Source organism: Pollutimonas thiosulfatoxidans (assembly GCF_004022565.1).
In the GTDB taxonomy this organism is placed as follows: domain Bacteria; phylum Pseudomonadota; class Gammaproteobacteria; order Burkholderiales; family Burkholderiaceae_B; genus Pusillimonas_D; species Pusillimonas_D thiosulfatoxidans.
The window spans coordinates 1,500,982-1,520,135 of record NZ_CP022987.1 but is presented as its reverse complement, the minus strand read 5'-3'; the positions used below and the strand labels follow the sequence as shown (position 1 = coordinate 1,520,135).

At 59.5% G+C, this 19,154-nt stretch carries 18 protein-coding genes; 15 read left to right on the top strand and 3 right to left on the bottom strand.

Translation table 11 applies throughout. The features are described from left to right. The first annotated feature begins 73 nt into the window (after positions 1-73). On the top strand, positions 74-1,330 hold the full coding sequence (gene sstT, locus CKA81_RS07260) for a serine/threonine transporter SstT (RefSeq protein WP_128354707.1): 1,257 nt from the start codon (positions 74-76) through the stop codon (positions 1,328-1,330). 22 nt (positions 1,331-1,352) lie between these two features. Here the strand turns inward: sstT and gph are convergent, their stop codons facing one another. The 3 genes from gph to ompA form a co-directional block, all read right to left on the bottom strand. After that, a complete protein-coding gene (gene gph / locus CKA81_RS07255) occupies positions 1,353-2,027 on the bottom strand; it encodes a phosphoglycolate phosphatase (protein WP_128354706.1) in 675 nt (224 codons plus the stop codon). A 5-nt stretch (positions 2,028-2,032) separates the two neighbouring features. Continuing rightward, positions 2,033-2,764 (bottom strand): bifunctional 2-polyprenyl-6-hydroxyphenol methylase/3-demethylubiquinol 3-O-methyltransferase UbiG, encoded by a 732-nt coding sequence (ubiG, locus tag CKA81_RS07250; RefSeq protein ID WP_128354705.1) that lies wholly within the window; start codon positions 2,762-2,764, stop codon positions 2,033-2,035. Positions 2,765-2,846: 82 nt separating this feature from the next. Then, positions 2,847-3,431, bottom strand: coding sequence for an outer membrane protein OmpA (gene ompA / locus CKA81_RS07245; RefSeq protein WP_128354704.1), 585 nt, complete (start codon positions 3,429-3,431; stop codon positions 2,847-2,849). Between the two features lie 416 nt (positions 3,432-3,847). Between ompA and gyrA the strand changes: the two genes are divergently transcribed. The 14 genes from gyrA (at position 3,848) to CKA81_RS07175 (ending at position 19,104) form a co-directional block, all read left to right on the top strand. Next, positions 3,848-6,520, top strand: a complete 2,673-nt coding sequence (gyrA, locus tag CKA81_RS07240; protein ID WP_128354703.1) for a DNA gyrase subunit A — start codon at positions 3,848-3,850, stop codon at positions 6,518-6,520. Between the two features lie 2 nt (positions 6,521-6,522). After that, complete coding sequence (gene serC / locus CKA81_RS07235; protein WP_128354702.1) at positions 6,523-7,650, top strand: 3-phosphoserine/phosphohydroxythreonine transaminase; 1,128 nt, start codon at positions 6,523-6,525, stop codon at positions 7,648-7,650. Then, on the top strand, positions 7,643-8,728 hold the full coding sequence (gene pheA, locus CKA81_RS07230) for a prephenate dehydratase (RefSeq protein ID WP_128354701.1): 1,086 nt from the start codon (positions 7,643-7,645) through the stop codon (positions 8,726-8,728). Before serC ends, pheA begins: the two co-directional genes overlap by 8 nt. A gap of 11 nt (positions 8,729-8,739) precedes the next feature. Next, positions 8,740-9,879, top strand: a complete 1,140-nt coding sequence (gene hisC / locus CKA81_RS07225) for a histidinol-phosphate transaminase (RefSeq protein ID WP_180016397.1) — start codon at positions 8,740-8,742, stop codon at positions 9,877-9,879. Beyond that, positions 9,876-10,784, top strand: a complete 909-nt coding sequence (locus tag CKA81_RS07220) for a prephenate dehydrogenase (protein ID WP_128354700.1) — start codon at positions 9,876-9,878, stop codon at positions 10,782-10,784. Before hisC ends, CKA81_RS07220 begins: the two co-directional genes overlap by 4 nt. Next, the gene (aroA, locus tag CKA81_RS07215) at positions 10,781-12,103 is read left to right on the top strand and encodes a 3-phosphoshikimate 1-carboxyvinyltransferase (protein ID WP_128354699.1); all 1,323 of its coding nucleotides are present in this window, start codon (positions 10,781-10,783) and stop codon (positions 12,101-12,103) included. The genes CKA81_RS07220 and aroA overlap by 4 nt, the downstream gene beginning before the upstream one ends. Further along, positions 12,100-12,780, top strand: coding sequence for a (d)CMP kinase (gene cmk, locus CKA81_RS07210; protein ID WP_128354698.1), 681 nt, complete (start codon positions 12,100-12,102; stop codon positions 12,778-12,780). The genes aroA and cmk overlap by 4 nt, the downstream gene beginning before the upstream one ends. 96 nt (positions 12,781-12,876) lie before the next feature. After that, positions 12,877-14,592 (top strand): 30S ribosomal protein S1, encoded by a 1,716-nt coding sequence (rpsA, locus tag CKA81_RS07205; protein ID WP_128354697.1) that lies wholly within the window; start codon positions 12,877-12,879, stop codon positions 14,590-14,592. 5 nt (positions 14,593-14,597) lie between these two features. Next, entirely contained in the window at positions 14,598-14,957 is a 360-nt protein-coding gene (locus CKA81_RS07200; protein ID WP_128354696.1) for an integration host factor subunit beta, read from the top strand. 146 nt (positions 14,958-15,103) lie between these two features. Beyond that, the gene (locus CKA81_RS07195) at positions 15,104-15,427 is read left to right on the top strand and encodes a LapA family protein (RefSeq protein WP_128354695.1); all 324 of its coding nucleotides are present in this window, start codon (positions 15,104-15,106) and stop codon (positions 15,425-15,427) included. Between the two features lie 21 nt (positions 15,428-15,448). After that, positions 15,449-16,663 carry a lipopolysaccharide assembly protein LapB gene (gene lapB / locus CKA81_RS07190; protein WP_128354694.1) on the top strand — a complete coding sequence of 405 codons (1,215 nt, stop codon included), beginning with the start codon at positions 15,449-15,451 and terminating at the stop codon, positions 16,661-16,663. Further along, positions 16,660-17,589, top strand: coding sequence for a D-glycero-beta-D-manno-heptose-7-phosphate kinase (rfaE1, locus tag CKA81_RS07185; RefSeq protein WP_128354693.1), 930 nt, complete (start codon positions 16,660-16,662; stop codon positions 17,587-17,589). Before lapB ends, rfaE1 begins: the two co-directional genes overlap by 4 nt. Continuing rightward, complete coding sequence (gene rfaD, locus CKA81_RS07180; RefSeq protein ID WP_128354692.1) at positions 17,586-18,581, top strand: ADP-glyceromanno-heptose 6-epimerase; 996 nt, start codon at positions 17,586-17,588, stop codon at positions 18,579-18,581. The genes rfaE1 and rfaD overlap by 4 nt, the downstream gene beginning before the upstream one ends. Positions 18,582-18,690: 109 nt before the next feature. Continuing rightward, positions 18,691-19,104 (top strand): ComEA family DNA-binding protein, encoded by a 414-nt coding sequence (locus tag CKA81_RS07175; RefSeq protein ID WP_128354691.1) that lies wholly within the window; start codon positions 18,691-18,693, stop codon positions 19,102-19,104. Positions 19,105-19,154: the final 50 nt, after the last annotated feature.

The following is a 19,154-nucleotide window of genomic DNA, read 5'->3' as shown; positions in this document are numbered from 1 at the left end:
ATTGATTATAGCGCATTCCTGGTTTTTTAGACAGCTTTGGGGGTGGTAAAATCCTCGTCTTCCCGGAGTTCCTATGTCTAGCGCGGTAAAACAAAATCCACTCTTGCAGTTTGTCTGCCATGGCAGCCTGGTGGTTCAGATCGTGATTGGCCTTGTGGCTGGCGTGGCGCTGGCTTTTGCGGCACCTGAGTGGGCGGCGCAGGTCGGCCTGTTGGGCGACTTGTTCGTCAATGCACTGAAGGCGGTCGCGCCTATCCTGGTATTTGTATTAGTGATGGCGTCCATAGCCAATCACAAGCACGGCCAGGAAACCAGCATGGGGCCCATCCTGGTACTGTATTTGCTTGGCACCTTTTTAGCAGCGCTTGTCGCGGTGCTAGCCAGCTTCATGTTTCCGCTGACCATCCAGTTGCAGGCCGTGCCCCAGGCACTAAACCCTCCAGGCGGCATCCTCGAGGTGCTAAAAACTTTGTTGATGAGTGTGGTCGACAATCCCATTAACGCCTTGGCTAGTGGTAACTATATCGGCATCCTGGCCTGGGCTCTCGGTTTGGGCCTGGCCATGCGCCGCGCGCACGGAGCCACCAAGAACGTGATTGGCGACCTGTCGGGCGCGGTGTCGTTTATCGTGAAGATGATCATTCGTCTTGCACCCATCGGCATATTCGGATTGGTAGCGGCAATGATTGCCGAAACGGGCGTGACCGCGCTACTTGGCTATGCGCGGCTGCTTGCAGTGCTGTTGGGCTGCATGGTTTTCGTGGCGCTGGTAATGAACCCGCTGATCGTCTTCCTGAAAATTCGTCATAATCCTTACCCACTGGTCTTTACATGCCTTCGAGAAAGCGGTCTTACCGCATTCTTTACACGCAGCTCGGCCGCCAATATTCCCGTCAATATGGCCTTATGCAAGCGCCTGGGCCTGCCCGAAGACACCTATTCGATATCCATACCCTTGGGGGCCACCATCAATATGGCAGGTGCGGCGGTGACGATCACGGTGCTCACGCTCGCGGCGGTCAATACCTTGGGAATTGTGGTGGATCTGCCGACTGCTTTGCTGCTCAGCCTGGTGGCGGCCATCGCGGCTTGCGGCGCATCGGGTGTGGCCGGCGGCTCATTGCTGTTGATTCCGCTGGCATGCAGCCTGTTTGGCATCCCGAACGAGCTCGCCATTCAGGTAGTGGGCGTGGGGTTTGTGATCGGGGTTCTGCAAGATTCCACCGAAACCGCGCTGAATTCATCCACCGATGTATTGTTTACTGCGGCGGGCACGTATGCGGCAACAGCCGATGCAGCCGCAGTGGAAGCGGCTGCCCAGGCAAGTTAAGCGGGTTTTCGGTGTGGTCTGCTCAGGCCGACAGGCTGGCCCATTGTTCGATGGCCGGCCAAACCGCCTGGGGGGTATCGGCGATGGCATCGGCCTGCCAGGCTTGCAACATGGCGGTTTCGGTGCCGCAATAGCCATAAGCCGCTACGACGGTTGCCATGCCCGCCGCTTTGCCAGCCACGATGTCCCGCTCGTCGTCGCCTACGTATATGCACTCAGACGGTTCGAACCCGGTTTTTTCTGCAGCATGCAGCAAAGGAGCTGGGTGCGGCTTCGGGTGATCGGTGGTGTCGCCGCCCACAGTAATGGCGCAGTCGGTATATAGGCCCAGGTGCACCACCAACGGAATGGCCAGGTATTCCATCTTGTTGGTGACTATGCCCCAGGCGTAGCCGTGTTGCTTGAGTTTGGCCAGCAGTTCGTCCACCCCCGGGAACAGCCGGGTGTGAGTGGTCATGTCTTGCTCGTAATCGGCAAGGAACTGCTGCTTGCAGTCTTCGTAGTCGGGATGGTCGGTGCCCATATCGAGGCCGGCCTTGAGCAAGCCGCGTGCGCCGTGCGAAGCATAGGGCCGCAGAGTTTCGTAGGGTAGGGGAGCCAGCCCACGGCGGGCGCGCTGCTTATTGGCAGCGGCGGCCAAGTCGGGCGCGGTATCGGCCAGGGTGCCGTCGAAATCAAAGAGAACCAGTTTACGCATGGATATCAGGCCTCGCGGCGCGTAGCCAGCAGATAATTGACCGAGGTATCGCCACTAAGCTTGTAGCGATCGGTAATGGGGTTGTATTCCATGCCGTTCAGGCGCGTGGTAAGCAGCCCGGCAGCGCGTGCCGCAGCGGAAAGTTCGCTGGGTTTGATGAAGCTTTCGTAGCTGTGTGTGCCCTTGGGCAGCATACGCAACAGGTATTCGGCGCCGACTATCGCAAACAGAAAAGACTTGGGGTTGCGATTGAGGGTCGAGAAAAACACCCAGCCGCCCGGCTTTACCAGTGTGGCGCAGGCCTGGACGATAGAGGAGGGATCGGGCACGTGCTCCAGCATTTCCATGCAGGTGACGATGTCGTAGGTGCCGGGATGCTGCGCCGCGTGGTCTTCGGCGCTGACCGTTTCGTAAGTGACCGCAATGCCGGACTCCAAGCCATGCAGCTTGGCTACCTTAAGGGATTTTTCGGCCAGGTCGATACCGGTAACCGTGGCGCCTTGGGCTGCCATGCTTTCGGCAAGGATGCCGCCGCCGCAGCCGACATCCAGTACATTTTTGCCTGATAGCGCACCGGCTTGATCGAGTATCCAGCCCAAGCGCAGCGGGTTGATGGCATGCAAGGGCTTGAATTCGCTTTCAGGGTCCCACCATTTGGAAGCCAGCTTGCTGAACTTTTCGAGTTCGGCCTGGTCAACGTTAAGGGTGTCGGTTGCTGAATGGGCTGTTGCGTTCATGGCCTGTCCGGAAATAAATAAGGGCCCCGCAATGCGGAGCCCTTATTGTAGCGTTTAACGCAGCAAATATTACCCTGGGGTATTACTTGCGTGTGCCAACGATTTCGATCTCTACACGACGGTTTTGAGCACGGCCTTCGCGAGTAGCGTTGGACGCGACAGGGCTGGTTTCGCCCTTGCCTTCGACGTAGATGCGATCAGCAGCCATACCCTTGCTGATCAGGTATTCCTTGACCGAGTTAGCACGACGCTGGGACAAGCCCATGTTGTACTGTTCGGTACCGATCGAGTCGGTGTGGCCGGTAGCAATCAGGGTTTCCAGATTGATCGTGTTGGCCTGTGCGGCTACTTGATCCAGGATTTGACGGCCTTCAGGCTTCAGATTCGATTTGTCGAAGTCGAAGAAGGTGTCGGCATTCAGGACTACTTTAGTGGCGGTAGGAGCAACCACTGGTGCTTCGGCCTGAGCAACTGGTACGCCGTCGCAACCGGGGATGCCGGTAGCTGGGGTCCAGAAGTTATCACGCCAGCACAGTTCGTTGGTGCCGTTTTTCCAAACGTCGCCAAATGGGTTGCGCCAGTTATCGACAGTTTGCGCAGATACTGCACCAGAAGCCGTGGCGGCTGCAAGGGCGAGTGCAAGTGCGATTTTGGAGGGTTTATTCATGTTTCTCCTCGTTGAGCTTAATGCTGGTAAGTGACCGCAGCGAACCCCCGCCGCATATCAAGAAAACGGAGCCAGTATAGCAACGCCATGATTGAATCAAAGAATTGCGCTGGGTTTCATGCGTGTTAGGGCGAATCTTACGGCATTTCTGGCCGGTTAGTTAAGCCCGAATGATACATATCGATCAGATAGTGGCATTTGTACCCTATCTCCAGCATTATTGTTGGTTTTAAGCAACGGGCAGTCGCCTTAAAGTGCTTTATGAACTGCAAGAGGGAAACGAAGCGTTCTTGCACCTCTTTCATTTACTGGGGCCCCGAACCTTGCTTGCGGGCAGGCTCCAGAAGGGGAAGTGCTAGAATTTCCCATTCGCCCGACTTCGGCCCGACTTCACGATTTAACGTTTAAGACACTCTATGGATTCCTTCGCCAAGGAGACCCTCCCCATATCGTTGGAAGAGGAAATGCGTCGCAGCTATCTGGATTACGCCATGAGCGTAATCGTAGGGCGCGCTTTGCCGGACGTTCGGGACGGGCTCAAGCCGGTGCACCGACGCGTATTGTTCGCCATGCACGAACTGAATAACGACTGGAACCGCGCCTATAAGAAGTCGGCGCGTATTGTCGGGGACGTTATCGGTAAATATCACCCGCATGGCGATTCCGCGGTCTACGACACCATCGTACGCATGGCGCAGGACTTTTCGCTGCGCTATATGTTGGTGGACGGTCAGGGTAACTTCGGCTCCGTGGACGGCGACAGTGCCGCCGCCATGCGGTACACCGAAATCCGCCTGTCCAAGATTGCGCACGAGCTGTTGGCCGATATCGATCAGGAAACGGTCGATTTCGGTCCTAACTACGACGGTAGCGAGAACGAACCCCTGCTGCTGCCGGCCAGGCTTCCCAACTTGCTGGTGAACGGCAGCTCGGGCATTGCCGTGGGCATGGCAACAAATATACCGCCGCATAACCTGGCCGAGGTCATTGATGGTTGCCTGTATTTGCTGCGCAACCCCGAATGCACCATAGACGAACTGATCGAGCTGATACCCGCACCTGACTTCCCCACAGGGGGCATCATCTACGGCATGTCGGGTGTGCGCGAAGGCTACCGTACCGGGCGCGGCAGAGTCATCATGCGTGCAAAGACGCACTTTGAAGACATGGAGAAGGGCCATCGTCAGGCCATCGTCATCGACGCCATCCCCTATCAGGTAAACAAGAAGACCTTGCAGGAGAAGATCGCGGAGCTCGTCAACGAGAAGCGTATCGAAGGTATTTCCGACATACGCGACGAATCCGACAAAGACGGCATGCGCCTGGTTATTGAGCTCAAGCGCGGCGAAGTACCTGAAGTCATACTTAACAACCTGTACAAGAATACGCAGTTGCAAGACACCTTCGGCATGAATATGGTGGCGCTGGTCGACGGCCAGCCGCGCCTGCTGAACCTGAAGCAAATGGTGGAGTACTTCCTTTCCCACCGCCGCGAGGTCGTCACGCGCCGTACGGTATTCCAGTTACGCAAGGCTCGCGAACGCGGCCATGTGCTCGAAGGCCTGGCCGTGGCGCTGGCGAACATCGACGATTTCATTGCGATTATCAAGGCGGCGCCCACGCCGCCCGTGGCACGCCAGGATTTGATGGCACGCACCTGGGATTCGTCGCTGGTTCGCGAAATGCTTACACGCGCCGACGATGGCGCCACACCCGGTGGGCGCGCAGCCTATCGTCCCGAAGCGCTGCCCGATATGTTCGGCTTGCAGGAAGACGGCCAGTATCGGCTTAGCGACACGCAGGCTCAGGAAATCCTGAACATGCGGCTGCAACGCCTGACTGGCCTCGAGCAAGACAAAATTGTCGGCGAGTACAAGGACGTCATGGCGACCATCGCCGATCTGCTGGATATCCTGGCGCGTCCTGAACGCGTCACTACCATCATTTCCGACGAGCTGCTGGCCATCAAGACCGAGTTCTCGACCAATACCAAGGACGAACGGCGCTCCGAGATCGAACACAACGCCACGGAACTCGATACCGAAGATCTCATTACCCCCATGGATATGGTGGTTACGCTGTCGCAAAGCGGCTACATCAAGAGCCAGCCTTTATCGGAATACCGTGCGCAGAAGCGCGGCGGCCGCGGCAAGCAGGCCACCACCATGAAGGAAAACGACTGGATCGACCAGTTGTTTATCGCCAATACCCACGACTACCTGCTGTGCTTCTCCGATCACGGGCGGGTTTACTGGCTGAAGGTCTGGGAGGTTCCGCAGGGTTCGCGCAACTCCCGCGGTCGTCCTATAGTCAATATGTTCCCGCTGGTCGATGGCGAAAAGATCACGGTGGTCCTGGCGGTCAAGGAATTCAGCGAAGATCATTATGTCTTCATGGCGACCTCGCGAGGCACCGTCAAGAAGACGCCATTGTCCGACTTCTCCAATCCGCGCAAGGCCGGCATTATTGCGGTTGCTCTGGATGAGGCCGATTTCCTTATCGGTGCCGACCTTACCGACGGCAAGCATGATGTCATGCTGTTCTCCGACGCAGGCAAGGCCGTGCGCTTTGACGAGAACGACGTGCGCCCCATGGGTCGCACCGCACGGGGCGTGCGCGGCATGAACCTTGAAGAAGGCCAGTCGGTGATTGCCATGCTGGTGGCCGGCGACGAATCGCAAAGCGTGTTGACCGCCACCGAGAACGGCTTTGGCAAGCGTACCTCCATTGTCGAATATACCCGTCATGGCCGAGGCACCAAGGGCATGATTGCCATCCAGACATCTGCTCGCAATGGCAAGGTTGTTGGCGCAGTGCTGGTCGAGCCCGAAGACGAAATCATGCTGATCACCACCAGTGGTGTGCTGGTTCGCACCCGGGTGTCCGAGATCCGCGAGATGGGTCGTGCCACGCAGGGCGTCACATTGATCAACGTGGATGACGACAGCATGCTTTCGGGCGTGCGCCGTGTTGTGGAAAGCGATGCCGACGATCTGGATGACGAGGAAGAAATCCTCGATACGCCGGAGGGTACGCAAGACACCGAAATACCAGAGCAACCGGATACGGACGACAGCAAGGAAGACTAAGCATGCGCCCCTGGAATTTTTCGGCGGGGCCGTCGGCCTTGCCGTTGGAAGTGCTGCAACACGCTGCGGCCGAGATGACCGATTGGCACGGCAGCGGTATGTCGGTCATGGAAATGAGCCATCGGGGCAAGCAGTTTACGCAGATATACGAAGAGGCCTTGGCCGATCTGCGCGAACTGCTGCAGGTGCCGGAAGAATTCGACGTGCTATTCATGCAGGGCGGGGCTTCGGCCCAGAATGCCATCGTGCCTTTGAATCTTATTGGTCGGCGCGATGCAAGGAAGGCCGATTATGTCCTGGCCGGCATCTGGTCCAACAAGTCGCACAAGGAAGCCCAGCGCTATGGCGATATTGCCGTGGCGGCGAGCAGCGGCGCGCAGGCTGATGTTGACGGGCGTACACAGGCACCCTGGACGTGGTTTCCCAAGCCGGCCGACTGGTCCGTGCGGGCTGACGCGTCCTACCTGCATATATGCAGTAACGAAACCATAGGCGGCGTCGAGTTTCCCGACTGGCCCGATATGAAGTCGCTGGGCGCACCTGAAGTCCCGCTGGTTGTTGATGTGTCTTCGCATTTTCTGTCGCGCTCCATCGACTTTTCCAAAGTCGGCATGGTGTACGCCGGCGCCCAGAAGAACGCCGGTCCGGCCGGGGTGACCATGGTCATCGTGCGCAAGGAACTCATCGGTCATGCCTTGCCGATCTGTCCGTCCGCCTTCGATTACGCCAACGTGTCTGCCGCAGGCTCCATGTTCAATACGCCGCCCACTTATGCGATGTATATGGCCGGGCTGGTGTTCAAATGGTTGAAAAAGCAGGGCGGGATCGCCAGCATGGAGGCGGCCAATATCGCCAAGGCGCGCGCGCTGTACGACTATCTGGATGGTTCGTCTTTTTATGTCAGCACGGTGCACCCGTCCTATCGTTCGCGCATGAATGTGCCGTTTTTCCTGAAGGACGAGTCGCTGAACGCGGCCTTTCTTGAAGGCGCCGACGCGGCCGACTTGCGGCAACTAAGAGGCCATAAAAGCGTGGGCGGCATGCGGGCCTCCATCTACAATGCCTTGCCGCTCGAAGCGGTGCAGGCGCTTATTTCGTACATGCAGGACTTCGAACGTCGACATGGATAATCAATTACAAGCCCGTTTGTTGCCACTGCGTGAGCGTATTGACGCGCTGGACGAACAGATCCTCGACTTGTTGAACCAACGCGCGAAGGCTGCGCAGGACGTCGGCAAGATCAAGCAAGAACTCGACCTGGATGGGCCCATCCTGAAGCCCGAACGCGAGGCCATGGTGATTCGTCGGCTGCAGAGCCTGAACGCCGGACCCTTTACCGACCAGGCTATTGACGCTGTGTGGTCGCAAATAATTTCCACCTGCCGCGGGCTGGAAAGCGTCTTGACGGTGGCCTATTTGGGCCCGCAGGGTTCGTTTTCCGAGCAGGCCGCGCTGGATCACTTCGGACATGCCATTACGCGCCTACGTTGCGATTCTTTCGACGAGGTGTTCCGGGCGGTAGAAGCCGGGCAAGCCGATGTCGGCATGGTCCCTGTCGAGAACTCCACCGAGGGTGCGGTCAATCGCACCTTGGATTTGCTGTTGAGTTCTCCGCTGAAGGTGCTGGGCGAGCGATCCATCAAGATTCATCATAATTTAATGACACGTTCTGGCACGCTGGACGGCGTGACGCGCGTCATGGCTCACCCGCAGGCGCTGGCTCAATGCCAGGCCTGGCTGACACAGCATCATCCCGGCTTGCCGCGCGATGCAGCGTCCAGCAACGGCGAGGCGGCTCGGATTGCGGCGCAGGATCCCACTGTGGCTGCTATTGCCGGCACGATGGCCGCACAAGCCTGGGACTTGCAGGTGGTCGCCTCCGGCATACAGGACGACCCGCAGAACCGCACACGTTTTCTGGCCGTCGGAGCCATCGAGACCCTGCCCACGGATAATGACAAGACCAGCATTATCCTGGCCGTGCCCAATCGGGCGGGAGCCGTCTACGAAATGCTGGCGCCACTGGCGGCAAACGGCGTTTCAATGAGCCGGCTGGAATCCCGCCCGGCCCGCACGGGCCAGTGGGAATACTATTTTTATGTCGATTTGTTGGGCCATCACAAGGAACCATCCGTGGCCCAGGCGCTGGCCGACCTGAAGAAACAGGTGGCTTTTTTCAAAGTCCTGGGTTCGTACCCAAGGCAGTAGGGACAGCTTGCATGAATTCCGAAGATATCAAAAGCGCTGTCATGGCGGCAGGCGCCCCTGACCATATCCTGGCGATCGCGCCGTATCAGCCTGGCAAGCCCATCGAAGAGCTTGCGCGCGAGTTCAAGCTGGACCCAGCCAACATCATCAAGCTGGCTTCCAATGAGAACCCGCTGGGCATGCCCGATTCGGCAAAATCGGCCATGATGAAAGCGGTGACGACGTTGGGGCGTTATCCCGATCCCAATGGCTTCGAGCTGAAGGCGGCCCTTGCCGCCCGGTATGGTGTGCCTGCGGCGTGGGTGACCTTGGGCAACGGGTCTAACGATCTGCTCGAGCTGGCGTCGCTGGCCTTGCTGGGGCCGGGCTTGTCGGCGGTTTATGCGCAGCACGCCTTTGCCGTGTATCGCCTGGCAACGCAGGCGCGCGGCGCCCGCCATATCGTCGTGCCCGCACGCGAGTACGGCCATGACCTGAACGCCATGCTGGCTGCCATCGACCAAGACACCCGGCTGGTGTTTATTGCCAACCCCAATAACCCTACCGGTACTTTCCTGCCCGCCGCCGATGTCGTGGCGTTTCTGCAGCAGGTGCACGAGCGCTGGGGCGACAAGGTGACCGTGTTGCTCGATGAAGCGTACAACGAGTATCTGGATCCCGAGCTCCGATTCGACAGCGCTCGTTGGGTAGAGCAGTTCTCCAACCTTATTGTCAGCCGCACCTTCTCCAAGGCATACGGGCTGGCAGGCTTGCGTGTCGGCTTCGCTCTTGCGCAGCCGCGCCTGACAGATTTGCTGAATCGCGTTCGTCAGCCATTCAATGTCAATAGCCCGGCTCAGGCCGCCGCCATCGCGGCCCTGGACGACGCCGACTTTCTGCAACGCTCTTATGCCTTGAACCGGGACGGCAAGCAGGCACTTTGCGCCGCTTTCCAGAAGTTGAATCTGCAGTTCGTGCCCAGCTACGGCAACTTCGTGCTGGTTAGGGTGGGTGACGCGGCAGGCGTGAATCTGGCCTTGCTCAAGCGCGGCATTATTGTGCGCCCGGTGGGCGCTGATGGGCTGCCGGAGTGGTTGCGTGTAAGCATCGGCCTGCCTCAGGAAAACGCCCGTTTCATCGAGGCTCTGACGGCTATTGTCGGCGCCGCATGAGCGCGCCGCCCTTGCCCAGGACCAGCGCCGAGCCCCTGGTGCCAGTCCTCGCTATTGTGGGTGTAGGCCTGATAGGCGGCTCGTTCGCAGCGGCAGTGCGCCAAAGCGGCCTGGTGACACGGATAGTCGGCGCGGGGCGCCAAGGCGGCACGCTGGCGCGGGCGCAGGCACTGGGTTTGATCGACGAGATCGTAAGCTTGCAGCAAGCGGCACAGACCGCCGACCTGATCCTGATAGCCGCACCGGTGGGCGCAACCACCGAGATACTGGCAACACTGCAACCGTCACTGCGGCCCGAGACCATAGTCACCGATGCCGGCAGCACCAAGGCCGATGTGGTGACTGCCGCCCGGCAAGTCCTGGGCGATCAAGTAGGCCAGTTCATACCCGGCCACCCCATTGCCGGCGCCGAGGCGACCGGTCCCGAAGCAGCCGATGCCCAGCTTTTTCAGGGGCGCAGCGTTGTGCTGACGCCCTTGGCAGAAAACTCGAACGCCAGCAAAGCCTTGCTGACACGCTTATGGGAAGCCTGCGGGGCGCGGGTCGTTTGCATGGAGCCCGATACGCACGATACGGTCCTGGCATCGGTCAGCCATGTGCCGCATCTGCTGTCGTCGATCTACATGTGGCAGGTCGCCACAGCGCAGGATTCCGATCTGCGCATGGCATTGGCGGGTACCGGGTTTCGCGACTTCACGCGTATCTCGGCAGGATCAGCGGAAGTCTGGCGCGACATCTTCTTAAGTAATCGCCCGGCGGTGCTTGCTGAGCTTCAGGAAGTGAAAGCGGCTTTGGCCCGCGCAGAGCAAGCCCTGATTGACGGCGACGGCGCGGCGCTGGAAGATTTTCTCGAACGGGCCGCGCTGGCACGGCGACTATGGGGAAGCAGGAGTGGATTGGCATGACTAAGACATCGAGCTTGCGTCTGGCTTCGGCCAACACCGCGACCGGACAAATACATTTGCCGGGCTCGAAAAGCATTTCCAATCGTGCCTTGCTGTTGGCCTCGCTGGCTGAAGGCAGCACGACGCTGGAGGGTGTGCTCGACTCGGACGACACGCGTGTGATGCTGGCTGCCTTGCGTCAGCTTGGCTTGCATATCGAAAGCGGCGGCGCAGGCACCATTACGCTGCAGGGCGCCTGCCCGTATCCCGTTCGGCAAGCAAAACTGCTGCTCGGTAACGCCGGTACCGCCTTCCGTCCGCTGACTGCGGCCCTGGCCATGATGGGCGGTGACTACGAGCTGTCCGGCGTGCCGCGCATGCATGAGCGGCCTATCGGCGATCTGGTGGATGCCTTGCAGGCGATGGGAAGCGCGATTCGTTATTTGGGCAACAGCGGCTATCCGCCGCTTGCCATAGGGCAGGGCAGCATACGCACCGACCACCCCGTCAAGGTAAAGGGCTCGGTTTCCAGTCAGTTTCTGACCGCGCTGCTGATGGCCGCCGTGATACCTGCCGGTACTGCCAGCCGCGATATCATCATAGAAGTCGACGGTGAACTGATCTCGCAACCTTATATTCTTATCACCTTGAACCTGATGGCGCGGTTTGGCGTGGCGGTCGAGCACGAAGACTGGCAGCGTTTTGTGATCCCGGCTGGGGCGCGCTACCGCTCACCCGGGCGTTATGCGATCGAAGGCGATGCATCGACCGCCTCGTATTTCATGGCGCTTGGCGCCCTGGGTGGCGGCCCCGTCCATATTTTGGGCGCGGGTTCGAACAGCATACAGGGCGACATGGCTTTCGCCGATGTGGTCCAAGACATGGGCGCCACGGTAGTCCGCCACGCTGATTCCGTGCAGGTAAGCGGCGTACATGTGGCCCGCGGGGAACGCCTGCGCGCCTTCGACCGCGATTTCAATCTGATTCCCGATGCCGCCATGACGGCAGCGGCCATGGCGATGTTTGCGGACGGGCCTTGCACCTTGCGCAACATAGCCAGTTGGCGAGTGAAGGAAACCGATCGCATCGATGCCATGCACGCCGAGCTGGAAAAGCTGGGCGCGAAGGTGGAATCCGGCCCGGACTGGATACGGGTGCACCCCATTGCCGATGGTCAGTGGCGCGCGGCGGCTATCAAGACCTACGACGATCATCGCATGGCCATGTGTTTTTCCTTGGCCGCTTTCGGGCCGGAGCCGGTCACCATCCTGGATCCGGACTGCGTCAGTAAAACCTTCCCCGATTATTTTTCCGTTTTTTCCGACCTGGTCCAGCCATGAGTGCTTCTTTCGCCCCACCTGTCATCACTATCGACGGTCCTACGGCTTCAGGCAAGGGTACGATCGCGCATCGCGTCGCAAGCGCGCTGGGGTGGGATGTCCTGGACAGTGGGGCCTTGTACCGCCTGACGGCGCTGGCCGTGCGCCAGTTGGGGGTGGACGCCGATGACGAATTGGCCGTCGCCCAGGTCGCCGCCGAGCTCGACGTCGCCTTCCAGGGCGATTTGGTGTTGCTGTCTGACGTCGATGTGGCGGCGCTGATCCGGCAGGAAGAGATCGGAAATCTGGCTTCCAAAGTCGCCGCTTATCCGCCGCTGCGGCATGCGCTGCTTGAACGTCAACGGGCTTTTCGCCGCTTGCCAGGGCTGGTTGCGGACGGGCGCGATATGGGCACGGTGGTGTTTCCTGATGCGCCTCTGAAAATATTTTTAGTCGCCGATGTGCAGGCGAGGGCGGAAAGGCGTTGTAAGCAGTTGAAGGAAAAGGGCTTTTCTGCTAATCTACCGGGCCTATTAGAAGATATGCGCTTACGCGATGAGCGTGACCGCAGCCGGGCAAGCGCGCCGCTTGTTGCTGCGCCCGATGCCCACATCATCGATTCGTCCAGTCTGAGCATCGATGAAACAGTGAATGTTGTACTCGACCATTGGTCGAGCTTGGGGTTCCGAGCCAAGTAGGATTTTCACGGTTCGGGATTATTTCTGACTCCACTGGGGGGCTAGCCCTTCCTGGTGTGTTTTTAACAGCCACTTCCGGCTTTTGGATTTAACTTAATGTCCACCATTCCGACCCCTGCCGCCTTCGGCGGTGAAAGTTTTGCCGACCTTTTTGCTGAAAGTATCAAAGACCAGGACATGAAGTCCGGTGAGGTCATTTCAGCTGAAGTCGTGCGCATCGACCACAATTTTGTCGTTGTCAATGCCGGCCTCAAGTCCGAGGCGCTGATCCCCCTAGAAGAATTCCTGAACGACCAGGGCGAACTCGAAGTTGAGCCTGGTGATTTCGTATCCGTTGCCATCGACTCGCTCGAGAACGGCTATGGCGACACCATATTGTCGCGTGACCGCGCCAAGCGCCTGTCGGCCTGGCTGCAGCTTGAGCAAGCACTGGAATCCGGCGAAATGGTAACCGGCACCATCACCGGCAAGGTCAAGGGCGGCCTGACTGTCATGACCAACGGCATCCGCGCCTTCCTGCCCGGTTCGCTGGTGGATCTGCGCCCCGTGAAAGACACCACGCCCTACGAGGGCAAGACCATGGAGTTCAAGGTCATCAAGCTGGACCGCAAGCGCAACAACGTTGTGCTGTCGCGTCGCTCGGTGCTTGAAGCCAGCATGGGCGAAGAGCGCCAGAAACTGCTCGAAACGCTCAGCGAAGGCGCCGTGGTCAAGGGCGTCGTCAAGAACATCACCGATTACGGTGCGTTCGTCGACCTGGGCGGTATCGACGGTCTGCTGCACATCACCGACATGGCATGGCGTCGTGTGCGTCACCCATCCGAAGTCCTGCAAGTAGGCCAGGAAGTCGAAGCCAAGGTCCTGAAGTTCGACCAGGAAAAGAGCCGTGTCTCGCTGGGCGTCAAGCAACTGGGCGAAGACCCATGGGTTGGTTTGGCACGTCGCTACCCGCAAGGCACCCGCCTGTTCGGCAAGGTTACCAACCTGACCGACTACGGTGCGTTCGTTGAAGTCGAAGCCGGTATCGAAGGCCTGGTACACGTTTCCGAAATGGACTGGACCAACAAGAACGTCGACCCGCGCAAGGTTGTTACCTTGGGCGAAGAAGTCGAAGTCATGGTTCTGGAAATCGACGAAGACCGTCGTCGTATTTCGCTGGGCATGAAGCAGTGCCGTGCGAATCCATGGGAAGAGTTCTCCATCAACTTCAAGCGCGGCGACAAAGTCCGTGGCGCCATCAAGTCCATCACTGACTTCGGCGTGTTCGTCGGCCTGCCTGGCGGTATCGACGGCCTCGTGCACTTGTCCGACCTGTCCTGGACCGAAACCGGCGAAGAAGCCGTACGCAACTTCAAGAAGGGCGACGAAATCGACGCAGTGGTTCTGGGTATCGACACCGACAAGGAACGCATCTCGTTGGGTATCAAACAGCTTGAAGGCGATCCCTTCAACAACTTTGTCGCGACCTACGACAAGGGTGCAGTCGTTCCCGGCGTCATCAAGTCTGTCGAAGCCAAGGGTGCTGTCGTTACCCTGTCGGTCGATGTCGAGGGCTACTTGCGTGCCTCCGAAATCTCGGCCGGCCGTGTGGAAGATGCCACCGCTGTCCTGAACGTGGGCGAGAACGTCGACGCCATGATCGTCAACATCGATCGCAAGACGCGCTCGATCCAGTTGTCGATCAAGGCACGCGATAACGCCGAAACAGCCGATTCCATTCAGCGTATGTCTGACGCCAGCGCTTCGTCGGGCACCACTAACCTGGGTGCTCTGCTGAAAGCCAAGCTGGATCAGCAGCGCGACGACGGTTAATTGGTGTGACCAAGTCGGAACTGATAGCGATTCTCGCGAGTCGCTACCCGCAGCTGGCGGCCCGTGACACGGACTACGCTGTCAAGACGGTACTCGATGCAATGACCCAGGCCCTGGCCAACGGCCAACGCATCGAGATCCGTGGATTCGGCAGTTTTTCCTTGTCGGAAAGGGCGCCGCGCATCGGTCGCAACCCCAAGTCGGGCGAGAAAGTAATGGTGCCTGGTAAACAGGTGCCGCACTTCAAGCCCGGCAAAGAGTTGCGCGAGCGGGTCGATTCAGCCTTCGATAAAGAAGCCGAGACGGCGGAACCCGAGTCCGTCTTTACGCTAGGTCACTTCGACACCCGCATCATGCACGGCTAACCGGTATTCTGGTTCCGTGTTTGCCGCGACAGGCAGTATAAGCAGGCCCTTCCAGCAAGGGCCTGCTTTCTTTTTGGCGTCGGGCAGGGATACAAGAGGTATACCCCTTACAATTATGCGATCCCGATTCATTTGGAGTACCCGTCATGCGATACCTGGTTTGGATACTGAGGCTCGTGGTGTTTGTTGTTGTGCTGATGTTCGCGCTGAAAAATACCGGCCCTGTGGACGTTAATTTCTTTGCCGATCACGTGATTACGGGCGTGCCGCTTATTGTGGTGATGCTGACGGTGTTTGTTCTGGGGGTCGTGTTGGGCTTGCTGATCGCCGCGCCCTCCATCATGCGCCGCCGTCGCGAAAGTGCCAGGTTGAAGCGCGAAATTGCACGGCTTCAAGAGGCACGCACGCGTCCCGAGCTTTCGGCCGACACCGTTGCGCCGGAAACGGTCGCTCCACTGGCCCCCCTGTAACATTCACAAGGTATAACGACAGTGGATTTTGAACCCTGGTGGTTGATTTTCCTGCCCCTGCTTTTTGCGCTGGGCTGGATCGCGGCAAAAGTGGATTTGCGGCAGATGCTTTCCGAAACACGTAGCCTGCCCAATTCGTATTTCAAGGGCCTGAACTTCCTGCTCAACGAAGAGCCCGACCGGGCTATCGATGCCTTTGTGGAAGTCGCCAAGCTCGATCCGGAAACGACCGAACTGCACTTTGCGCTGGGCAGCCTGTTTCGTCGTCGCGGCGAGATGGAACGGGCCATACGCGTGCATCAAAGCCTGTTGTCGCGCGCCGATCTACAGGCCGCGGATCGCGAAAGCGCCCAGCACGAACTTGCCCAGGACTTTCTCAAGGCAGGCATGCTGGATCGTGCCGAGCAAGCGTTCGAGCGCGTCCTTGATACCCGTTTTGCCGTCCCTGCCGTACGCGCCCTGATACGCATTTATGAGTCCGAACACGATTGGCCACGCGCCATCGAGGCGGTCAAACGCCTGCGCGCGCTGGTCGACGAGCCGGTGCCGCAATTGGTGCATTATCAATGCGAACGGGCCGTGGCGGCCCTTGCCTTGCGTCCACCCGATATTGATGCGGCCAGTGCTGCGCTGGACGCAGCCGACAACGCGGCCGTTGCGCTGCGTAAAGAGGGCAGGGGGCAGGCGTCCGAAGCGCGGATTGCCATATTGCGGGCGCAATTGGCGCGCGCGGCCAATCACCCGGAACGCGAAAGAGCCTACCTCGCCTCGGTACTGGATGCGGCGCCCGAGTACGCCAGCCTGATCGCCGCCGACCTGCTGGAAAGCTACCGCAGCGTCGGACAACAGGCGGAGGGGCTGGCAGTGTTGAAGGCGCATTATTTGCGGTTTCCGTCCCTGGATACCTTCAATGTCGTGTTTCGCGAGCTACGCGCCCAAGAGGGCTATCAGCCGGCCTGGGCTTTTGCTCGCGAGGCCTTGCGTGCCCACCCTTCGCTCCTGGGGCTGGATCGCCTGCTGGAAGCCGAGCTGGCTACCGGCGACTCGGCGTCGGTCAATCTTGCGGCCGGTGCCGACCTAAGCCTGCTGCGTTCGCTGATTCATAAACACACACAGCGGCTGGATCGTTATTCCTGCCGGATTTGCGGCTTCGAGGCGCGCCACTTCTATTGGCAGTGCCCAGGCTGCAATTCCTGGGAAACCTATGAACCGCGTCGATTGGAGGAAATTAAATGATGGCTTACCCCCTGGAGGCGGTCAGCCGCGTGAAAGTTTTGGTCGTGGGCGACATCATGCTGGACCGATATTGGTTCGGCGAGGTCGAGCGTATATCGCCGGAGGCACCCGTACCCGTGGTTCGGGTTGCGCGGCGCGAAGACCGTCTGGGCGGAGCCGCCAACGTCGCCCGCAATATCGTCGCGCTGGGTGCGCAAGCCAGTTTGTTGGGTGTAGTGGGCAGCGATGAGCCAGGCACGCGCGTGCGCGAGCTGGCGCGCGAGGCGGGCATCAATTCCTGCCTGGTTGCCGATCCGGAAACCCCCACCACTCTGAAAATGCGTGTGATGGGGCGCCAGCAGCAATTGCTGCGAGTCGACTTCGAAGAAACCCCCGGCTTGGCTTGCCTGGACAAGCTGGAGGCCCAGGCACGGCAACTGATGGCGGAGCACGATATGCTGGTGTTGTCCGACTATGCCAAGGGTGCGCTGGCGCAGGTAGACGTACTGATCAGTGCCGCCCGTGTTGCCGGCGTGCCCGTATTGGTCGATCCCAAAGGGCAGTCGTATCAGCGGTACCGTGGTGCCACCATGATCACGCCCAACCGCGCAGAAATGCAAGACGCCGTGGGCCGCTGGTCAGACGAAGACGACTTGCAGCAACGCGCGCAAAAACTGCGCAAGGAACTCGAGCTTGAAGCGCTGTTGGTTACGCGTTCCGAGCAAGGCATGACCTTGTTCTCTGAACGAGGCCGCGAGCACACCGATGCCTACACGCACGAGGTATTCGACGTGTCGGGTGCCGGCGATACGGTGCTGGCAGCGCTGGCCGTCACCCGCGCCGCTGGCTTGGACTGGTACGACGCGGTATTGTGGGCCAACCGGGCCGGCGGCGTAGTGGTCGGCAAATTGGGTACATCTACCGTAACGGCAGGAGAACTGGCATGATCGTAGTGACCGGAGGCGCCGGCTTTATCGGCAGCAACCTCGTACTGGGACTGAACCGACGCGGCCTTACCGATATTTTGGTGGTTGACGACCTGACCGAGGGCGACAAGTTCGTGAACCTCGTGGACGGACGGATTGCCGATTACATGCACAAGGACGATTTCCGACGTCGGCTTGCTTCGGGCCAACTCGGTGACATCGAGGCAGTCTTTCATCAGGGGGCATGCTCGGACACCACCGAACGCAACGGGCAGTACATGCTGGACAACAACTATCGCGTCACACTGGAACTGTTCCAGTTCTGTCAGGGACGCAAAATTCCGTTTATATATGCCTCGTCGGCGGCGGTGTATGGGGCGGGGCCGGTATACGCAGAAGACCTCGCCAACGAACGCCCGCTGAACGTCTATGGATACTCGAAGTTCTTGTTCGACCAGGTGCTGCGCCGCCATCTGGACACCTTGACCGCGCCCGTCGTGGGCTTGCGTTATTTCAACGTGTATGGGCCCAACGAGCAGCACAAGGCACGCATGGCCTCGGTCGCCTTTCATAATATGAATCAGTTTCGCACTGTCGGGCACGTTCGTCTCTTCGGTGGTTGGGACGGCTATGCCGACGGCGGTCAGATGCGTGACTTCATCCATGTGGACGACGTGGTGGATGTCAATCTTTTCTTTTTGGACAAGCCCGCGAAATCCGGCGTGTTCAATTGCGGCACCGGGCGTGCCCAGCCGTTCAACGACGTGGCAAGCGCGGTGGTCAATACGCTGCGCGAAGAGCAGGGCGAACCCGTTCTCGGCTTGCAGCAGCAAGTAGAGCAGGGCCTGCTTCGTTATATCGACTTTCCGGAAGACCTGAAAGGCCGCTACCAGAGCCATACCCAGGCCGACCTGACCTTGCTGCGCGATGCCGGGTATGACCGGCCGTTCCGCGACGTGCAAACCGGGGTTGCACAGTACGTGCGCGTACTGCTTGAACAGGGCCGCATCTAGCGTCTTGACGCCACGCGGTAGCTTTACGCATGGACAGTTGCAGGAGCGCTGCGTAGCGGTGCCAGGCCGATGGCGCCATGATGTTGTTTCCTTTACTCGGAGGCAGCTCATGAACCCGTTTACTGAATCCACTGTTGCGCGGCCCTTGGCCCACGACTCTTGTTCCCGCTACGCCGATGCAGCCGTGCCTGCACGCCGGCCAGGGCGGCGCGCGCTTTTTCGCATGGCGCTGGGCGTGATTGCCGGGGTGGCACTACCCGGCCTGGCCCGCGGCATCGACGTCAATCAGGCCACCCTCGAACAACTGCGCAGTTTGCGGGGCATAGGCCCCAAGACCGCTCAAATCATCATCGACGAGCGCAAGCGTGGCGGTCGATACGAATCCATCGAAGACCTCTCCGATCGCGTCAAGGGTATCGGCCCCAAAAAAGCGGCGGCACTGCAATCCGCCGGCCTGACTGCCGGCCCGCCGGCAGCCGCCGTGCATCCCGCCGCAGGGGCGCCCCGAGCCAAGGCCAAGTAGCCGGCGCGTCGGCATCCTGAACAGGGCGGGCACTAAGGTGTATGATTTCT